This window comes from Citrobacter sp. GW821-FHT02E08, from assembly GCF_059421685.1.
Genome location: NZ_JBWKVL010000002.1, coordinates 20,416 through 39,952 on the forward strand (window position 1 = coordinate 20,416; position 19,537 = coordinate 39,952).

17 protein-coding genes are annotated in these 19,537 nt (G+C 52.3%); 6 read left to right on the top strand and 11 right to left on the bottom strand.

Annotated elements, in window-relative coordinates:
• The first annotated feature begins 85 nt into the window (after positions 1 to 85).
• Both AC07UY_RS02425 and cobO read left to right on the top strand, forming a co-directional pair.
• On the top strand, positions 86 to 1,738 hold the full coding sequence (locus AC07UY_RS02425; RefSeq protein ID WP_494659380.1) for a class I fumarate hydratase: 1,653 nt from the start codon (positions 86 to 88) through the stop codon (positions 1,736 to 1,738).
• Between the two features lie 9 nt (positions 1,739 to 1,747).
• Complete coding sequence (gene cobO / locus AC07UY_RS02430; RefSeq protein ID WP_301696344.1) at positions 1,748 to 2,350, top strand: cob(I)yrinic acid a,c-diamide adenosyltransferase; 603 nt, start codon at positions 1,748 to 1,750, stop codon at positions 2,348 to 2,350.
• Between the two features lie 50 nt (positions 2,351 to 2,400).
• On the opposite strand, the gene AC07UY_RS02435 is transcribed toward cobO, so the two are convergent.
• On the bottom strand, positions 2,401 to 3,306 hold the full coding sequence (locus AC07UY_RS02435) for a LysR substrate-binding domain-containing protein (RefSeq protein ID WP_203358457.1): 906 nt from the start codon (positions 3,304 to 3,306) through the stop codon (positions 2,401 to 2,403).
• Between the two features lie 407 nt (positions 3,307 to 3,713).
• On the opposite strand from AC07UY_RS02435, the gene cobA reads away from it, so the two are divergent.
• Complete coding sequence (gene cobA / locus AC07UY_RS02440; protein WP_203358458.1) at positions 3,714 to 4,487, top strand: uroporphyrinogen-III C-methyltransferase; 774 nt, start codon at positions 3,714 to 3,716, stop codon at positions 4,485 to 4,487.
• On the opposite strand, the gene AC07UY_RS02445 is transcribed toward cobA, so the two are convergent.
• The 9 genes from AC07UY_RS02445 to sdhC form a co-directional block, all read right to left on the bottom strand.
• Positions 4,481 to 5,374 (bottom strand): PocR ligand-binding domain-containing protein, encoded by an 894-nt coding sequence (locus AC07UY_RS02445; RefSeq protein WP_203358459.1) that lies wholly within the window; start codon positions 5,372 to 5,374, stop codon positions 4,481 to 4,483. The two genes, cobA and AC07UY_RS02445, sit on opposite strands and share 7 nt — an antisense overlap.
• A gap of 247 nt (positions 5,375 to 5,621) precedes the next feature.
• Positions 5,622 to 6,491 (bottom strand): succinate--CoA ligase subunit alpha, encoded by an 870-nt coding sequence (gene sucD / locus AC07UY_RS02450; RefSeq protein WP_494700795.1) that lies wholly within the window; start codon positions 6,489 to 6,491, stop codon positions 5,622 to 5,624.
• Positions 6,491 to 7,657: an ADP-forming succinate--CoA ligase subunit beta gene (gene sucC / locus AC07UY_RS02455; protein ID WP_162382511.1), complete on the bottom strand. Its 1,167-nt coding sequence runs from the start codon at positions 7,655 to 7,657 to the stop codon at positions 6,491 to 6,493. The genes sucD and sucC overlap by 1 nt, the downstream gene beginning before the upstream one ends.
• Before the next feature lie 114 nt (positions 7,658 to 7,771).
• A complete protein-coding gene (gene odhB, locus AC07UY_RS02460) occupies positions 7,772 to 8,992 on the bottom strand; it encodes a 2-oxoglutarate dehydrogenase complex dihydrolipoyllysine-residue succinyltransferase (RefSeq protein WP_494659378.1) in 1,221 nt (406 codons plus the stop codon).
• A 14-nt stretch (positions 8,993 to 9,006) separates the two neighbouring features.
• Positions 9,007 to 11,808 carry a 2-oxoglutarate dehydrogenase E1 component gene (gene sucA, locus AC07UY_RS02465; protein WP_494659377.1) on the bottom strand — a complete coding sequence of 934 codons (2,802 nt, stop codon included), beginning with the start codon at positions 11,806 to 11,808 and terminating at the stop codon, positions 9,007 to 9,009.
• A gap of 387 nt (positions 11,809 to 12,195) precedes the next feature.
• Positions 12,196 to 12,912, bottom strand: coding sequence for a succinate dehydrogenase iron-sulfur subunit SdhB (sdhB, locus tag AC07UY_RS02470; RefSeq protein ID WP_203358463.1), 717 nt, complete (start codon positions 12,910 to 12,912; stop codon positions 12,196 to 12,198).
• A gap of 15 nt (positions 12,913 to 12,927) precedes the next feature.
• Positions 12,928 to 14,694, bottom strand: coding sequence for a succinate dehydrogenase flavoprotein subunit (sdhA, locus tag AC07UY_RS02475; protein WP_203358464.1), 1,767 nt, complete (start codon positions 14,692 to 14,694; stop codon positions 12,928 to 12,930).
• Positions 14,694 to 15,041, bottom strand: coding sequence for a succinate dehydrogenase membrane anchor subunit (sdhD, locus tag AC07UY_RS02480; protein WP_276292384.1), 348 nt, complete (start codon positions 15,039 to 15,041; stop codon positions 14,694 to 14,696). The genes sdhA and sdhD overlap by 1 nt, the downstream gene beginning before the upstream one ends.
• Positions 15,035 to 15,439, bottom strand: coding sequence for a succinate dehydrogenase cytochrome b556 subunit (gene sdhC / locus AC07UY_RS02485; RefSeq protein WP_043001371.1), 405 nt, complete (start codon positions 15,437 to 15,439; stop codon positions 15,035 to 15,037). Before sdhC ends, sdhD begins: the two co-directional genes overlap by 7 nt.
• Positions 15,440 to 15,818: 379 nt before the next feature.
• On the opposite strand from sdhC, the gene AC07UY_RS02490 reads away from it, so the two are divergent.
• The 3 genes from AC07UY_RS02490 (at position 15,819) to AC07UY_RS02500 (ending at position 18,619) form a co-directional block, all read left to right on the top strand.
• On the top strand, positions 15,819 to 15,878 hold the full coding sequence (locus tag AC07UY_RS02490; RefSeq protein ID WP_442870729.1) for a hypothetical protein: 60 nt from the start codon (positions 15,819 to 15,821) through the stop codon (positions 15,876 to 15,878).
• 255 nt (positions 15,879 to 16,133) lie between these two features.
• Positions 16,134 to 17,417 (top strand): citrate synthase, encoded by a 1,284-nt coding sequence (locus AC07UY_RS02495; protein WP_203358465.1) that lies wholly within the window; start codon positions 16,134 to 16,136, stop codon positions 17,415 to 17,417.
• A gap of 152 nt (positions 17,418 to 17,569) precedes the next feature.
• Positions 17,570 to 18,619: an AbrB family transcriptional regulator gene (locus AC07UY_RS02500; RefSeq protein ID WP_494700794.1), complete on the top strand. Its 1,050-nt coding sequence runs from the start codon at positions 17,570 to 17,572 to the stop codon at positions 18,617 to 18,619.
• A 9-nt stretch (positions 18,620 to 18,628) separates the two neighbouring features.
• Here the strand turns inward: AC07UY_RS02500 and AC07UY_RS02505 are convergent, their stop codons facing one another.
• Positions 18,629 to 19,489 (bottom strand): hypothetical protein, encoded by an 861-nt coding sequence (locus tag AC07UY_RS02505; protein WP_494700793.1) that lies wholly within the window; start codon positions 19,487 to 19,489, stop codon positions 18,629 to 18,631.
• Between the last annotated feature and the right edge of the window lie 48 nt (positions 19,490 to 19,537).

Genomic DNA, 19,537 nt, shown 5'->3' on the forward strand with positions numbered 1-19,537 from the left:
GGCCTACAACGGATAGCGAACACGTAGGCCGGATAAGGTGCATGCACCGCCATCCGGCAAAATAACCACAAGGTGAGAAGTTAACATGTCTAAACCATTTGTCTGGCAAGAACCGTTTCTTCAACAAAAAGATAATACAGAATACGAATTGCTGAGTAATCAATACATTTCAGTAACGGAGTTAGACGGTGAAGAGGTCATCAAAGTCGCACCAGAGGCGCTAACATTGCTGGCTCAGCAGGCGTTTTATGAAGCCTCTTTTTTCCTGCGCGCCGGACATCTGAAACAAATCGCCAGTATTCTGCATGACCCACAGGCCAGCAGTAATGATAAATACGTTGCTCTGCAGCTGTTACGTAATGCTGAGGTTTCCGCCAAAGGCGTACTGCCTAACTGCCAGGATACTGGCACGGCAACCGTGGTGGCGAGCAAAGGACAAAATGTCTGGACGGGCTGCAATGACGCCGAAGCGTTAAGCAAAGGGGTCTATACCACTTTCACAGAGAATAATTTGCGCTACTCGCAAAATGCCCCGCTGGACATGTACACCGAGGTGAATACCCAGACCAACCTGCCAGCACAAATCGATATTAGCGCGACGCCGGGCAGCGAATACCGTTTCCTTTTCGTCAACAAAGGCGGTGGTTCAGCCAACAAAGCGGCGCTGTACCAAGAAACCAAATCTATTCTGCAACCCGAAAAACTGAAGAACTTCCTGATCGAAAAAATGAAGTCGCTGGGAACGGCTGCTTGCCCGCCGTACCACATCGCGTTTGTGGTGGGTGGATTATCTGCCGACCAGGCGCTGAAGGTCGCGAAACTGGCCTCGACAAAATACTACGATAACCTGCCCACCAGCGGAAACGAGCTGGGTCAGGCATTCCGCGACACCGCGCTGGAAACCACACTGCTCAACGCCAGCCGCGAGTTTGGCATCGGCGCACAGTTTGGCGGCAAATATTTCGCGCATGATATCCGCGTCATTCGTCTTCCACGTCACGGCGGTTCCTGCCCTATCGCAATGGCGCTCTCCTGCTCGGCCGATCGCAACATTAAAGCGAAAATTAACAAACACGGCATCTGGCTGGAAAAACTGGAGCACAATCCGGGCAAATACATTCCTGACTCTCAGCGCGTAGAAAATAGCGCTCAGACCGTTCGCCTTGATCTTAATCGCCCTCTGCGTGAGATCCTGCATGACCTCTCTGCGTTGCCGATTGGTACACGAGTGACCCTGAATGGCCCAATCGTCGTTGCCCGCGATATCGCGCATGCCAAAATTAAAGAACGCCTGGACAACGGCGAACCCATGCCGGAGTACATGAAACACCATATCGTCTACTACGCAGGCCCGGCAAAAACACCAGAGAACAAGGCCTGCGGCTCACTCGGCCCGACGACCGGCGGTCGTATGGATGGCTACGTGGACGCGTTCCAGGCCGCAGGCGGCAGTTTGATTATGTTGTCCAAAGGCAACCGCAGCAAGCAGGTGACTGATGCCTGTCATAAGCATGGCGGATTCAACCTCGGCAGCATCGGCGGCGCGGCAGCCCTGTTGGCGCAGCAGTATGTGAAGAGCTTACGTTGCCTCGAGTATCCTGAACTGGGAATGGAAGCCGTCTGGATGATGGAAGTCGAAAATCTGCCTGCGTTTGTACTGGTAGACGACAAAGGCAATAACTTCTTCAGCCAGTTTGAGCAGCAGCATCGCTGCACAACCTGCCCTGCAGGGCATTAAGGAGCAATAATGGAAGCGCGATCCAATACTGAAAGGCACCGTCAGCGGCAGCAGAAACTGAAAGAACAGGTTGATACCCGCGTGGCAGCAGCAACCGAACAGAAAGGCATCCTGATCGTCTTCACCGGCAACGGCAAAGGCAAATCGACGGCGGCTTTTGGTACGGCAACACGCGCTGTCGGCCATGGAAAAACGGTTGGCATCGCGCAATTTATTAAAGGCCAGTGGGATAATGGCGAATACAACACCCTGCAACCCCTTGGCGTTGAATTCCATATTATGGGTACCGGATTCACCTGGGAAACGCAAAACCGGGAATCTGATATTCAGGCGGCGCAGGGTGTCTGGCAGGAGAGCAAGCGCATGCTGGCCGATGCGCACTACGATCTGGTCGTGCTGGATGAGTTGACCTATATGCTGGCTTATCATTACCTGGATACGCAGGAGGTGATCGCCGCGATTGTGAATCGTCCTGCTCACCAGACCGTCATTGTCACCGGACGCGGCTGCCATAGCCAGTTACTGGAGCTTGCCGATACGGTCAGTGAAGTTCGCCCGGTAAAACACGCGTTCGACAGCGGCATTCAGGCACAAGCTGGAATCGATTGGTAAATGCAGGGGCGGTGCTAGCGCGCCGCCCTTCCAGTGTAGCTACAACGGCGTCAAACTCCCCTCGAAACTACCGACTTTTCTAACAACCAATTGCGGAAGGCCTGCAAATGGCGGGATTCCGCTTTTTCTTCACGCCAGGTCATGATGAAACGGTTCCCCGTGCGCATCGGCACATCACAAGGAATGACCATCTCGCCATTATCGAGGTCGCGCTGAATGGCAAAACGCGGGAGTAGCGCAACACCAAGATTAGAGCGCACCGCGGCGATCAGCATCGACAATAAATCAAAACGTGGACCTTTGTTCACCTGCGCGTTGCTGACATCAGACAGTGCAAACCACTCCTGCCAGCCTTTGATGCGCGTACTTTGGTGCAATAAGGGAAACTCATTAAGCAGGTCGTTCACCGACACTTTTTGGCCTGGCTCCATGAGCAAATGTCGGCTACACACCGGCAAAATTTCCTCTTCAAAAAGATACTCTACCGCAGACCACGGCGAGCAAAAGTCTTCCCGCATGATGGCGGCGTCATACTCGCGGTTGAGAAAATCACCAATATTCGCCAAAGAGTGAATATTTACGATGATATCAGGATTAAGCTTATTGAACTCACGCAAATTCGGGATCAGCCAATGCGTGCTAAATGTCGGGTTTACCGCTAACTCGATAACTTGTACGGTCGGCTGCCAGGTCATTATTGTTGTCGTATCGCGTTCCAGTTTGTTCAGCGTTTCTTTTACGATACTTAAATAGTGTTTACCCGCTGCATTTAAAAAAATACGCTTTTTAGCGTGATTAAAAAGTGAGGTGTTGAGAAAATCCTCCAGTGCGTTCACTTGTCGAAACACGGCGCTCTGGGTTAATGCCAACTCTTCTGCTGCCCGGGTATAACTTTCATGACGTGCCACCACTTCAAAAGTCACCAGTAGCTCAGTTTTCGGTATTTTTCCTCTCATAACGTCTTCCATATGCAGCGTGCAAAAAAAGTTTAAGTTATTAAAACAATGTAATCGCTCCAGATTAATCCCGAGAGTTATATTTTATTTCCATCATTGTTGTCTTTGATCCATTCCATGATTTACTCACACAAATAGCGAATAAATATTCACCAATAATACTCAAGCATACCCATAAACACAATTTAAATGCGGTTAATTCCAGGCAAATAGTGCCAATAACTTCTTAATAATTTTTCAAGACAACTTGTTTATTGAAGAAAAAACTTTGCGAGTTTAATCAATATTATCTCCGCATTAATTCAGGAAAATTGGGCACTATGACTTACAGGCAAACGGCGACTTTTTATCATTCTGCCATTTTAGTCTCCGCCATTTTCTACGTTAGACGTGATAAAGGACACAGTGTGAAAACTTCCGGAAAAGTTTGGCTCGTTGGGGCTGGCCCTGGTGATATATCGTTGCTTACCCTCAAAGCGATGCAGTGCATTCAACACGCCGATGTGGTGATCTACGATCGACTGGTTAACCCAAAAATACTGGAATGGGTCTCTCCTGATTGCCTGCTCATAAATGTTGGCAAAAATCCAGGCTTCCATTGCGTTCCACAGCATGAAATCAATGCGCTGCTTGTCCAGCATGCTGAAACACATGAAAACATTGTCCGTCTTAAGGGCGGCGATCCTTACGTCTTTGGTCGCGGCGCCGAAGAGGTTGAATGTCTGGTCGATGCTGGCATTCCTTTTGAAGTCGTCCCCGGCATCAGCTCGGCGATTGGGGGGCTTGCCTGCGCAGGTATTCCAGTCACGCATCGTGACATGGCTTCCGGTTTTCATGTTGTGACCGGCCACACCCGTGAAGGAAATCAACAGCAAGACTGGCGGCAGCTTGCCAAACTCAACGGAACGTTGGTCATCGTTATGGGCATTGCCAATTTGCCGTTTATTTGTGAAGAATTACTTATGGGTGGCAAATCCCCGGAGACGCCAGCCGCCATTGTGATGTCAGCGACAAGAGAGAATCAGCGTCGGTTAACCTGCACACTGGGTACGTTGCTTAACAAAGCGCAGGAGGCCAATATTGTTCCCCCTGCGCTGATTGTTATTGGCGATGTCGTCACGCTGAGCGATCGATTATCGTTCATTCCCAACAACGTTAAACTGCCGAAAAATCTCTATTGAGAAAACTGCTCGTAACGAAAAGATTGCGGTGAACGTTGATGTACAGCCCGGAAAACACGACAAAAGTAACTGGTTTGCGCGTATTGAAGTTTCCGGGCAATGCTCTCAATTGAATGGCCAGGGTCGCGAAGCAGTTCACTGGCGCGCTGCATTTTCTTCTGATTAACCCAGGTTTTGAAATTAACCCCCTGCTGCTTCTTAAAAAAGCGACTAAAATAATTTGCGCTTAAGCAGACCTGGGAAGCCACAGACTCTAACGTTAGCTCACCATAGAGATTTTCATCAATATAACGCAACGCCGCCGCCAGTTTCCTTTCATGACGTGAAAGCTCAGAGTAAGAAAAAGGAGATTCGCCACAGTGCGATTCGAGAGTCGATGAATATTTACTTTCTGTTAAAGTAATATTATTAACAATGAAATTAAGTAAATTCGCTGATGCAACCAGGTGATTATTATCCATAATAGCAACCTGCCGCCAGGCCTCATTTATTTCAGCATTTTGCGCCCACAACCTTTCATCCTGAATGACAATTGTTTTATATTCCTGAAATTTCGCCCGTACCTGCCCACAAATGATAAAGCCGAGCAAGCTCCCTTCACGAATGAGCGGCATCGAAAATAAGCTCAATCCCGCGTGGCAGCTGAGTATTTTTGGCTTTGATTCCTTAAGCCCTTCATAGGCGCAATATTTTTCGCACTGTTGGCAACCTACCCGGTATTGCTCATGGGCGCGCATCAACGAACAAAAGGAATTAAAATGATGACAACTTGAAAGCGCATTGCCGTGTATATCAACGACCACAGCAGCCAGCCCAGTTGCACTGGAGAAGACATCAGCGAGTGAGTAAAAACGATCTAAGTATTCATCCTGATTATGCACAGTCATGCATTTCCCCAATAGTTATTCTCTGTAAGTGGGTAATATGCAGAATTTGGCGTAATGAAAAAATGATGCTAACCGCAAAAAAATATCTCGTTTACTCAGGAAATTATGATTAAAACGCAAGAAGTTCAATAACGAAAAAGAACAAAAAAGGCCATCATCAGATGGCCAACCATGTCGAAATGGACCAACCCTTCGCCATCCACCTACGGGAAATGAATGGCTTGGGTTGTTTTACTCTTTTAATACTTTACTTAATAACGCTTTTCAGTGCTTCGCCGATATCGGCCAGGCTACGAACGGTTTTCACGCCTGCCGCTTCCAGAGCTGCGAACTTCTCGTCCGCCGTTCCTTTACCGCCTGCGATGATCGCGCCTGCGTGACCCATACGTTTGCCTTTCGGCGCGGTCACACCGGCAATGTAGCCGACAACCGGTTTGGTCACATGATCTTTAATGTACGCTGCGGCTTCTTCTTCCGCGCTACCACCGATTTCACCGATCATCACGATCGCTTCAGTCTGCGGATCTTCCTGGAACAGTTTCAGGATGTCGATAAAGTTAGAGCCTGGGATCGGGTCGCCGCCAATGCCCACACAGGTGGACTGACCGAAACCGTAGTCAGTAGTCTGCTTAACGGCTTCATAAGTCAGCGTACCGGAACGGGAAACGATACCCACTTTACCCGGCTTGTGAATATGACCCGGCATGATGCCGATTTTGCATTCGCCCGGAGTGATAACGCCTGGGCAGTTCGGGCCAATCATGCGTACGCCAGCTTCATCAAGCGCCACTTTCACAGTCAGCATATCCAGTGTCGGGATGCCTTCAGTGATGGTGATTACCAGTTTGATGCCTGCGTCGATTGCTTCCAGAATGGAGTCTTTGCAGAACGGCGCCGGAACATAGATAACCGATGCGGTCGCACCTGTCGCTTCTACAGCTTCACGCACGGTGTTAAAGACCGGCAGACCCAGATGTTCAGTACCGCCTTTACCTGGCGTAACGCCGCCAACCATCTGCGTACCGTAAGCCATTGCCTGCTCAGAGTGGAAAGTCCCCTGGCTACCGGTAAAGCCCTGACAGATAACCTTGGTGTTTTTATCGATTAAAACAGACATTATTTCCCCTCCACTGCGGCAACAACCTGCTGAGCTGCATCCGTCAGACTTTTCGCTGCAATAATATTCAGGCCGCTGTCAGCCAGTTTCTTCGCGCCGAGTTCGGCGTTGTTACCTTCCAGACGCACTACCACCGGAACGTTTACACCCACTTCCGCCACGGCGCCGATGATGCCGTCAGCGATCAGGTCGCAGCGCACGATACCACCGAAGATGTTAACCAGAACGGCTTTTACATTGTCGTCGGAAAGGATGATTTTGAACGCTTCGGTCACGCGCTCTTTGGTTGCGCCGCCGCCAACATCAAGGAAGTTAGCCGGTTCACCGCCGTGCAGTTTAACGATGTCCATGGTGCCCATTGCCAGGCCCGCACCGTTCACCATACAACCGATGTTGCCATCCAGCGCAACGTAGTTCAGTTCCCACTGTGCCGCCTGCGCTTCACGCGGATCTTCCTGAGACTGGTCGCGCATTTCGCGCAGGTCAGCCTGGCGGAACAGTGCGTTACCGTCAGCGCCCAGTTTGCCATCGAGGCAGATCAGATCGCCCTGCTTAGTGATAACCAGCGGGTTGATTTCGATCAGCGCCAGATCGCGCTCCAGGAAGATGGTCGCCAGACCCATGAAGATTTTGGTGAACTGCTGAACCTGTTTACCTTCCAGACCCAGTTTGAACGCCAGCTCACGTCCCTGATACGGCATTGGGCCTGCCAGCGGATCCAGTGCCACTTTGTGAATCAGGTGCGGGGTTTCTTCCGCCACTTTTTCGATTTCCACGCCGCCTTCGGTAGAGGCCATGAAGACCACGCGACGGGAGCTACGGTCAACAACCGCGCCCAGATAGAGTTCTTTATCAATATCAGTGGCAGCTTCAACCAGAATCTGGTTAACCGGCTGACCGTGCGCATCCGTTTGGTAGGTCACCAGACGTTTACCCAACCAGTGCTCAGCAAAAGCGCGAATTTCTTCTTTGCTCTTAACCACTTTCACACCGCCCGCTTTACCGCGGCCGCCAGCGTGAACCTGACATTTGACTACCCACGGACCCGCACCGATTTTAGAAGCGGCTTCTTCTGCTTCACGCGGAGTAGTACAGGCATAACCCACCGGCGCCGGTAAGCCATAGCGGGCAAAAAGTTGTTTTGCCTGATATTCATGTAAGTTCATGTGTTCTGTCCATCCTTCAGTAATCGTTATCTTTAAACCCGTAGACCAGAGCGGTATCTTTGCCGGATGGCGCTACGCTTATCCGGCCTACGGGGCAGGTGATACTCTTGTTTACTATACGTCCAGCAGCAGACGTGTCGGATCTTCCAGCAGCTCTTTAATGGCCACCAGGAAGCCTACTGACTCGCGACCATCGATCAGACGGTGGTCGTAAGACAGCGCAAGGTACATCATCGGCAGGATCTCAACCTTACCATCAACAGCCATCGGTCTGTCTTTGATTGCGTGCATGCCCAGGATTGCGCTCTGCGGCGGGTTGATGATCGGCGTAGACATCAGGGAACCGAACACACCACCGTTGGTGATGGTGAAGTTACCGCCGGTCAGATCTTCAACGGTCAGTTTGCCGTCGCGACCTTTCACTGCCAGTTCTTTAATTTTCTTCTCAACGTCAGCCATACCGAGGGCATCGACATCACGCAGCACCGGTGTTACCAGACCGCGCGGCGTAGATACCGCCATGCTGACATCAAAGTAGTTGTGGTACACCACGTCATCGCCATCAATAGAGGCGTTGACTTCCGGATAACGTTTCAGCGCTTCAACCACCGCTTTCACGTAGAAGGACATAAAGCCCAGACGGATACCGTGACGTTTTTCGAACGCGTCGCCGTACTGCTTACGCAGATCCATAATCGGCTTCATGTTGACTTCGTTGAAGGTCGTCAGCATCGCGGTCGAGTTTTTCGCTTCCAGCAGACGCTCGGCCACGCGCTTACGCAGACGGGTCATCGGAACACGTTTTTCGCTGCGCGCGCCGAGAGCCGGTTGTGCGGCAGGAGCTGCAGCTGGCGCTTTAGACTCGGCTTTTGCAGGTGCTTTCGCCAGATGCTTTTCAACATCTTCACGGGTAATACGCCCGCCGACGCCGGTGCCTTTAATAGCGCTGGCTTCGAGGTTGTGCTCACCGAGCAGGCGACGGATCGCCGGGCTCAGGGCATCATTGTTTTGCTCAGACAGAGAAGCCTGCTGACGCTGCGCCGGGGTAGACGCTTGCTCATCAGACTTGGCGTTGGTTTCTTTCCCTGCGCTGTTGCCTTCACGCAGGCGACCCAGGATCTGGCGAGAAGTCACGGTGGTGCCTTCATCTTCCAGTACTGCATCCAGAATGCCGTCCGCCGATGCCGGTACTTCCAGTACCACTTTGTCAGTTTCGATTTCTACCAGCACTTCGTCGCGAACAACCGCGTCGCCTGGTTTTTTATGCCAGGTTGCAACGGTCGCGTCTGCTACAGACTCAGGCAGGTCGGGAACAAGAATATCTACGCTACTCATTTTGTATCCTTTAATTAATCGACGTTCAGCGCGTCATTGACCAGATCTTGTTGCTGCTTCTGGTGAACGGACATATACCCTACCGCCGGAGAGGCGGAGGCCGGGCGACCTGCATAACGCAGAGCAGACCCAAATGGAATCACTTCACGGAAATGATGCTGGCTGCAATACCATGCGCCCTGGTTGAGCGGCTCTTCCTGGCACCAGACAAAATCATGTACGTGAGCGTACTGTTTTAATACTTCCTGCATCGCCTGATGCGGGAAAGGATAGAGTTGTTCGATGCGCACAATGGCCACATCTTTTTGATTGTTCTTACGGCGCTGTTCCAGCAGGTCGTAGTAAACCTTACCAGAACACATCACCACACGCTTCACGGCTTGCGGATCGAGTTCATCAATCTCACCAATCGCCGGCAGGAAGGTGCCATTTGCCAGTTCATCAAGTGAAGAGACGGCCAGCGGGTGACGCAGCAGCGACTTCGGCGACATCACCACCAGCGGACGGCGCATACCGCGCAGCGCCTGACGACGCAACATGTGGTACACCTGAGCTGGGGTCGACGGGACGCAAACCTGCATGTTCTGCTCAGCGCAGAGTTGCAGATAACGTTCCAGACGCGCGGAGGAGTGCTCCGGACCCTGACCTTCGTAACCGTGCGGCAGTAACATGACCAGACCACACATACGTCCCCACTTCTGCTCACCGGAGGAGATGAACTGGTCGATAACCACCTGCGCGCCGTTGGCGAAGTCGCCGAATTGCGCTTCCCAGATAGTCAGCGTGCGGGGTTCTGCTGTGGCATAACCGTATTCAAATGCCAGTACCGCTTCTTCAGAGAGCACGGAGTCCCAGACACGGAAAGTGCCCTGGCCGTTATGCACGTGCTGCAACGGGGTATAGGTGGAACCGTTGGACTGGTTATGAATCACCGCGTGACGGTGGAAGAACGTACCACGGCCCGCATCTTCACCGGACAGACGCACCGGGATACCTTCATCAACCAGCGTCGCGTACGCCAGCGTTTCCGCGCCGCCCCAGTCGAACAGTTTCTCGCCTGACGCCATCGCCTGACGGTCACCGTAAATTTTGGCTACGCGAGACTGCATCTCAACCGCTTCCGGCACGGTGCTGATACGTTTGGCCAGTTCCTGCAGGCGCTTCATTTCAACCGTATCCGGGTATTTTTCATCCCATTCATGGTTGAGGTACGGCGACCAGGTAAAGGAGTGCATATTCATCGGACGCCACTCTTTCACCACACACTCGCCCGCATCCAGCGCGTCGCGATACAGATTGACCATTTCGGTGGAGTCTTCCTGCGAAGCGACTTTATCCTGCTCGAGTTTGTCGGCGTAGATTTTACGCGGCGTCGGATGTTTTTTGATTTTCTGATACATCAACGGCTGAGTTGCACTCGGCTCATCGGCTTCGTTATGGCCGTGACGACGGTAGCAGAACAGGTCGATGAAGACATCGCGTTTAAAGGTGTTACGGAAGTCCAGCGCCAGACGGGTCACAAACGCGACCGCTTCCGGGTCATCCGCGTTAACGTGGAAGATCGGCGCCTGTACCATTTTACCGATGTCGGTGCAGTACGGGGTAGAACGCGCATCCAGCGGGTTAGAGGTGGTGAAGCCCACCTGGTTGTTGATAACGATGCGAACGGTACCGCCCACTTCGTAACCCCGCGCTTTCGACATGTTCAGGGTTTCCTGAACCACGCCCTGCCCTGTCACTGCCGCGTCACCGTGAATGGTGATTGGCAGGACTTTATTGCTGCTCGGTTCGTCCAGACGATCCAAACGCGCACGCACGGAACCGATAACCACCGGGCTGACGATTTCCAGGTGCGACGGGTTAAACGCCAGCGCCAGGTGAACCAGACCGCCTTCGGTTTCGATATCAGACGAGAAGCCCATGTGGTACTTCACGTCACCGGTGCCGAGATGTTCTTTGTGTTTGCCCGCAAATTCGTCGAACAGATCCTGCGGTTTTTTACCCAGAACGTTAACCAGCACGTTCAGACGACCACGGTGCGCCATACCCAGCACCACTTCACGGGTGCCGCTGTTACCCGCATGACGGATCATCTCTTTGAGCATAGGAATTAACGCATCGCCGCCTTCCAGCGAGAAACGTTTTGCGCCCGGGAATTTCGCGCCCAGATAACGTTCAAGACCTTCCGCTGCGGTCAGTTCGCTCAGGAAGCGTTTCTTCTCTTCAGTGCTAAATGCCGCACGACCCGATTCGATACGCTGTTGCAGCCAGCGTTTCTCTTCGGTGCTGGTGATGTGCATATATTCGGCGCCAATCGGGCCGCAATACGTCTGCTTGAGCGCTGAAAGCAGCTCGCCCAGCTTCATTGTCTCTTTGCCGCCAGCAAAAGAACCTACGTTAAAGCTTTCCTGGAAATCGGCCTCAGTCAGATCGTGGAAAGAAGGATCCAGATCTGCCACGTTTTCTTGCTTCCACAGTCCCAGCGGGTCGAGGTTTGCATGCTGGTGACCGCGGAAACGATAAGCGTTGATAAGCTGCAGGACTTTAACCTGCTTAGCATTGGTGTCAGGGTCGGAAATCGTAGAAGAGTAACGTGAGGCATCCTTCGCCAGACGACGGAAATAATCACGCGTTGTTGAATGGAATTGATCCGGTTTGACTCCGGTGCCAGGTAACTGCTGGAACATAGAACGCCAGTTGGCGTCTACTGAGTCAGGATCGGTTAAGAAGTCTTCATAGAGCTGTTCTATCCAGCTCTGGTTTGCGCCAGAGAGGTAAGAAGAGTCCAACCAGGCTTTCATTGCGCCGTTCTGCATCGTGATCCCTTAAGCATTCTGTATGCTTATTTCGCCGTGGATACTAACCACGCACAACCGGTGTGCGTGCCGGGGTTCACTTGTTGCGGACTGTCGTGTCATCTGCGTCCGCTAAGGAACCTTTAAAAACTGTCTAATAATCGTCGCTGTTCAGGCTGCGACTGCGTTGCAACCGTCCCTCACACCGGTCACATAGTTAACTATGCTCCCGGTGATTCGTTCCGTTCGCGCCTTGTCTCGCGCTGAACATCTCGATTATTGCTATCAATCTGGCAGTTTTTAGAGGTTTCCTGCACTTACTTTCCTGATGTCGCTGCGCTTATCAGGCCTACGGGAGAATGCCCTGTAGGCCGGATAAGACGTCAGTCGCCATCCGGCGTTGACTACTTACGCACTGCGATTCAGCAACATCGATTTAATATGACCAATCGCGCGCGTCGGGTTAAGCCCTTTCGGACAGACACTGACGCAGTTCATGATGCTGTGGCAGCGGAATACACTGAAAGCATCACTCAACCCTTCCAGACGGCTATCGGTTTCAGTATCGCGGCTGTCGATCAGGAAGCGATACGCAGCAAGCAGACCCGCCGGGCCGATAAATTTGTCCGGATTCCACCAGAATGACGGGCAGGATGTTGAGCAGCATGCACACAGAATGCACTCGTACAACCCATCCAGTTTTTCACGCTGCTCAGGCATCTGTAAATGCTCACGAGCGGGTGGATTTTGCCCATTATTCAATAGGTAAGGTTTAATCTTCTCATATTGAGCATAGAATTGCCCCATGTCTACCACCAAATCGCGAACAACCGGTAAGCCAGGCAGGGGACGGATCACAATTTTCTTACCCGGTTGGTGTAACGCCGAAATCGGGGTGATACAGGCCAGACCATTTTTACCGTTCATGTTCAAACCATCGGAGCCACACACCCCTTCACGGCATGAGCGACGGAACGACAAACTTGGGTCTTTTTCTTTCAGCTGGATTAAGGCATCCAGCAGCATCATGTCACGCCCTTCTTCGCCTTCCAGGGTGTAATCCTGCATGCGCGGAGCGTCATCAACATCCGGGTTATAGCGATAAATCGAAAACTCGAGTTTCATTGTCCTGTCTCCGCATTAGTAAGTACGAATCTTCGGCGGGAATGCCGGGCGCAGTTTCGGTTCCATATTGACCTGACGTCGCGTCATGGATTCCGTCTCTGGCAGATACAGGGAATGGCACAGCCAGTTTTCATCATCACGTTCCGGGAAGTCGAAGCGGCTATGCGCGCCACGGCTTTCAGTACGGAAGTTGGCGGATACTGCGGTTGCGTAAGCGGTTTCCATCAGGTTATCCAGCTCCAGGCACTCGACGCGCTGGGTATTGAACTCGCTGGAGGTGTCATCCAGGCGCGCATTTTTCAGACGCTCGCGGATCGCTTTCAACTGCTCAAGCCCTTTCGCCATCGCATCACCTTCGCGGAATACCGAGAAGTTATGCTGCATACATTCCTGCAAGGCTTTACGGATAACCACCGGATCTTCGCCGTCACGGTTGCCGTTCCAGCGGTTCAGACGTTCCAGAGAAGCGTCGATTTCCTCTTCGGTCGCATCCAGCAGGGCACCCTGCTCCGCGATGGATTCTTGCAGATGCAGGCCAACCGCACGGCCAAATACCACCAGGTCGAGCAGCGAGTTGCCGCCCAGACGGTTGGCGCCGTGAACCGATACGCAGGCGATTTCGCCCACCGCAAACAGCCCAGGGATCACCACGTCTTCGCCCTGCGCGTTCACGGTCAGCGCCTGACCGGTCACTTTGGTCGGGATACCGCCCATCATATAGTGGCAGGTTGGGATGACCGGAATCGGCTCTTTCACCGGGTCAACGTGTGCGAAGGTACGGGACAGCTCAAGAATGCCCGGCAGACGGGATTCGAGAACGTCTTTACCCAGATGGTCGAGTTTCAATTTAGCATGCGGGCCCCACGGGCCGTCACAGCCGCGCCCTTCACGGATTTCAATCATGATGGAACGCGCCACCACGTCACGACCCGCCAGGTCTTTCGCATTCGGGGCATAACGCTCCATGAAGCGCTCGCCGTGTTTGTTAAGCAGATAACCACCTTCACCACGGCAGCCTTCTGTCACCAGAACGCCCGCACCGGCGATACCGGTTGGGTGGAACTGCCACATTTCCATATCCTGCACCGGTACACCGGCACGGATAGCCATACCGACGCCGTCACCGGTGTTGATATGCGCGTTAGTGGTGGACTGATAGATACGGCCTGCGCCGCCGGTCGCCAGCACAGTGGCGTTAGCTTTGAAGTAAACCACTTCACCGGTTTCGATACACAGCGCGGTACAACCGACCACGGCGCCATCGGCGTTTTTCACCAGATCCAGCGCATACCACTCAGAGAAAATGGTGGTGTGGTTTTTTAGGTTCTGCTGATACAGCGTGTGCAGCAGTGCGTGACCGGTACGGTCAGCCGCCGCTGCGGTACGTGCCGCCTGCTCGCCGCCGAAGTTTTTCGACTGACCGCCAAACGGACGTTGATAAATAGTGCCATTATCGAGGCGAGAGAACGGAAGCCCCATATGATCCAGCTCCAGAATCGCTTCCGGGCCGGTTTTACACATATATTCAATCGCGTCCTGGTCACCAATATAGTCCGACCCTTTTACGGTGTCGTACATGTGCCATTCCCAGTTATCTTCATGGGTATTACCGAGCGCAACGGTAATACCACCCTGCGCAGACACGGTATGGGAACGGGTTGGGAAGACTTTAGACAGCAGCGCACAGGTCTGGCCGCTCTGGGAAATTTGCAGCGCCGCACGCATACCTGCGCCGCCTGCGCCAATCACTACAGCATCAAATTCTCTTACTGGCAGTTTCATTACACACCCCACACCACAACAAATCCATAAATGACGTAAACCACCAGCGCAACAACAATGGCCAGTTGCAGCACAAGGCGCACAGCCAGCGGTTTAACGTAGTCGGTCAACACCTGCCACATGCCGATCCAGGCATGGATTAAGATGGAAAACAGAGCCAGCAGGGTGAAGACTTTGGTGAATGCCGATGAGAAGAAACCCGTCCAGATTTCCCAGGTCAGCTCGCCGCTTGTGGCGAAAAAGCCGACCATATAGATGATGTATAACGTCAGAACGATAGCGGTAGCACGGACCAGAATGAAGTCATGTACGCCGTTGCGTCCCAATGCGGAGGCGTTGCTTACCATACGAGGACTCCTGCGAGAAGTGAAAGCACGACAGTGATAACAAAAGAGATTTTGGCGGAGCGTTTACCCGCTTCGAATGTTTCTTCCAGATAGCCAAAATCCATCATCATGTGACGAACACCGACCACGACGTGATACGCCAGCGCGGTGAGAATGCCCCACATAATAAATTTAACGAAGAAGCTTCCCATGATGGCGGACGCCTGCTGGAATCCTTCAGGGGAAGAGAGGCTGGTACCCAATAACCACAACAGGATCCCGACCGCCACAAAGGTGATCACTCCGGAAACGCGATGGAGAATGGACGCTATCGCCGTGATTGGGAAGCGGATCGTTTGCAGATCCAAATTGACAGGTCTTTGTTTTTTCACATTTCTTATCATGAATAACGCCCACATGCTGTTCTTATTATTCCCTTTGGACTTCGGGTACAGAGAGGATCCTGTAGCCTGGAAGACGGCGGGATTTCCTTACTCCGGTCTGCGTGCGGGTCAGACAGCGTCCTTATCTATAACTGTGCGTCATGTAAAACACTGCTTCCAGATGCTAAATCGACACGTTACAACGCTGGGTGGCTCGGGATTGCAGGGTATTCCGGAGACCTGGCGGCAGTATAGGACGTTCACAAAATCATTACAATTAACCTACATATAGTTTGTCGGGTTTTATCCCGAACAGTGACATAGGTCACGATACCAACATTTATTTAATTTTTAATCATCTGATTTGACAACCATTAAACAAAGTTGTTACAAACGACACCAGAAAAAGCATATAATGCGTAAAAGTTATGGGGTCACTCTTTCACCTGACATTAAGTTATGTAACAGTGTATAGGTATTGACCGATTCCTTCAGGACAGTTATTAGTGATAAACAGGTTTAATAATTCGGATTGCTAAGTACTTGATTTGCTGCTTATTCGCCATGAATTAACCGTTTTACCTGCAAGCGCCCATAGCTCTGTACCCAGGTCTTCCCCCCTCTTTCCAGAGCGGCGAGCCAAATAACAAACTGGTAACGGTTCATTGATGTACGAAGGCAAATGTGAGTTCCGGCAGTCTTAAGCAATAAGGCGCTAAGGAGACCGTAAATGGCTGATACAAAAGCAAAGCTCACCCTAAATGGTGATGCAGCTATTGAACTGGATGTGCTGAAGGGCACGCTAGGTCAAGACGTTATTGATATTCGTAGCCTTGGTTCAAAAGGTATGTTCACTTTTGACCCAGGTTTTACCTCTACCGCATCCTGCGAATCCAAAATTACGTTCATCGACGGCGATGAAGGTATTTTGCTGCATCGCGGCTTCCCGATCGATCAGTTGGCGACCGAGTCCAACTATCTGGAAGTGTGTTATATCCTGCTGTACGGCGAGAAGCCGAGCCAGGAAGAGTACGACGAGTTCAGAACTACTGTTACCCGCCATACGATGATCCACGAGCAAATTACTCGCCTGTTCCACGCCTTCCGTCGCGATTCTCATCCGATGGCCGTTATGTGTGGGATCACCGGTGCGCTGGCGGCGTTTTATCACGACTCTCTGGACGTGAATAACCCGCGCCACCGTGAAATTGCAGCCTTCCGTCTGCTGTCCAAAATGCCGACCATGGCGGCAATGTGTTACAAGTATTCTATCGGCCAACCGTTCGTTTATCCGCGCAACGACCTCTCCTATGCCGGTAATTTCCTGAACATGATGTTCTCTACGCCGTGTGAAAACTATGAAGTGAACCCGGTGCTGGAACGTGCGATGGACCGTATCCTGATCCTGCACGCCGATCACGAACAGAACGCGTCAACCTCTACCGTGCGTACTGCCGGTTCTTCTGGCGCTAACCCATTTGCCTGCATCGCAGCCGGTATCGCCTCTCTGTGGGGACCTGCGCACGGCGGCGCGAACGAAGCTGCGCTGAAAATGCTGGAAGAAATCAGCTCTGTTCAACACATACCGGAATTTGTTCGCCGCGCGAAAGACAAGAACGACTCTTTCCGCCTGATGGGCTTCGGTCACCGTGTTTACAAAAACTACGATCCGCGTGCGACCGTGATGCGCGAAACCTGCCACGAAGTACTGAAAGAGCTGGGCACCAAAGATGACCTGCTGGAAGTGGCGATGGAGCTGGAACACATTGCACTGAACGACCCGTACTTCATCGAGAAGAAACTCTACCCGAACGTAGACTTCTACTCCGGCATCATTCTGAAAGCGATGGGCATTCCGTCCTCCATGTTTACCGTTATCTTCGCGATGGCGCGTACCGTGGGCTGGATTGCACACTGGAACGAAATGCACACCGACGGCATGAAAATCGCACGTCCTCGTCAGCTGTACACCGGCTACGAACAGCGCGATTTTAAATCCGCGATCAAGCGTTAATTTTCACGCTCAGCAAAACGCGCCTACGGGCGCGTTTTTTTATGTCTTCACCGCCCTGCCCCCGCGTTTTTATTAATTACTGGTATTTTTTTCTCCGCCCGCTTTCTCTATGCTGTATCGATACATCACACAAAAATACCAGGGAGCATGAAATGCCCGTTTTGCAGTGGAGTTCGTTGTTTCTGCTCTCTCTCCTGCTCTCGCTGATTTTTCTCTTCTTGCATCTCCCGGCGGCACTGCTGCTCGGTCCCATGATCGCAGGCATTGTATTCAGTCTGAAAGGCGTCACTCTCCGCCTTCCCCGTTCCGCTTTTCTTGCTGCGCAGGCAATTCTTGGCTGCATGATTGCGCAAAACATGACCGGTTCGATATTGACCACCCTGGCGGTGAACTGGCCGGTTGTGCTGGCCATCCTGTTCGTCACTCTGCTCTCCAGCGCGGCGGTTGGCTGGCTGTTAGTGCGTTACAGCGGATTACCGGGAAATACCGGCGCGTGGGGGTCGTCTCCCGGCGGGGCGGCGGCGATGGTCGCCATGGCCCAGGACTACGGCGCAGATATTCGACTGGTGGCGTTTATGCAATATCTGCGGGTACTGTTCGTTGCAGGCGCAGCGGTCTTAGTCACGCGTATTGCGCTGGGCGACAGCGCCGAAGCGGTCAGCCAACAGATTGAATGGTTCCCGCCGCTCAGCCTGAACCTGTTAACCACCCTGCTGCTTGCCGCTGTCGCGGGAATTGCCGGGCGCGTATTACGCATTCCTTCCGGCACCATGCTGCTGCCGATGCTGGCGGGCGCGGTGCTGCATTCAGGTGGAATTGTTGAAATTGAATTACCGGAATGGCTGCTGGCGGCGGCTTACATGGCGATCGGCTGGCGTATTGGGCTGGGTTTCGACAAACAGGTGTTCTTTATGGCACTGCGCCCGCTGCCGCAAATTCTGGCCTCTATCTTTGCCCTGTTGGCAATTTGCGCAGCAATGGCATGGGGACTCGCCCACTACATGCAGATTGATTTTATGACCGCTTACCTTGCCACCAGCCCCGGAGGGCTGGACACGGTGGCGGTGATCGCCGCAGGCAGCAATGCCAACATGGCGCTAATCATGGCGATGCAGACCCTGAGGCTGTTTAGCATTTTGCTAACCGGTCCCGCCGTGGCCCGGTTTATTTCAGCCCATGCGCCGAAACAGCCTCTGTCATGAAGAGACGTATTAATCCGGAAATTCGGTTTCTGTGACGGTGGTTCCCGCCGTGGCCGACTCCAGTAAAAACTCCGTCGTCCCTCCTGGAAAACTCTGCGTAATATGCAAAATGTTATCCCCTTGCCATTGATATTCCACACGTTCGGTATCGCCCAGTTTTTCAATGGTGAGGTTTTTGCCTGGGGTCAACGTCGGCAGTAGATTTTTGCTATCTGACCGCGCTTTCCGGTGAGCCTCGTAGGCGTCTTTCATCGACATATTAGGGTAAAAACAGCGCGTCATTGCCCCATGTTCATACACGTATTCCATATCCCGTGGCCCCAATTCACATTTACGGGTATCCGGCTTTGTGGACTGTTTATTCTCATCGCGAGTGTAGGTGACGATTTTATCTTCATATAAAAAGGCCAGTTTGCTGCCAAAATCGAGTAACTCAACGCCCGCAACCGGGCACTCTCCCACCGGCGATGCGGTCTCCAGAATGGTGAGTTTTTCAGGAAGTTTCAGACCGACACTGGCAAACAGGGAAGTGTAGAGTTCGACGGTGCTATTGCTGCGATAATACTTCACAGGCGTCTGAACGTAGGAGTTCCAGGACAAACGACACGCAGTGCCGAACATCATCTCATGGCCTTTGAAGGCGATTGGCTTGTCGGTGAATGTCTGTTGGTAAAAGGCGTCAGGGTGGTTTCTATCCCCCATCAGCGATTCCCGACTGACCGACGCATAGTGCCACCGCGTGCCATCAAGCCTTTGCGTCAGTTCCTCAACCGGTGAGTTGATGGGTAACGCGCTGTCGTTGGCAAAAACAGCGGGAATACCGGTCGAGATGAAAAGTAATGCAACACCATAAAAACGCTGAAAATCCATTTTCTCTCCTGCTCAAATTCCAGACCCGCGGTGTGCAAGGGTAACGTG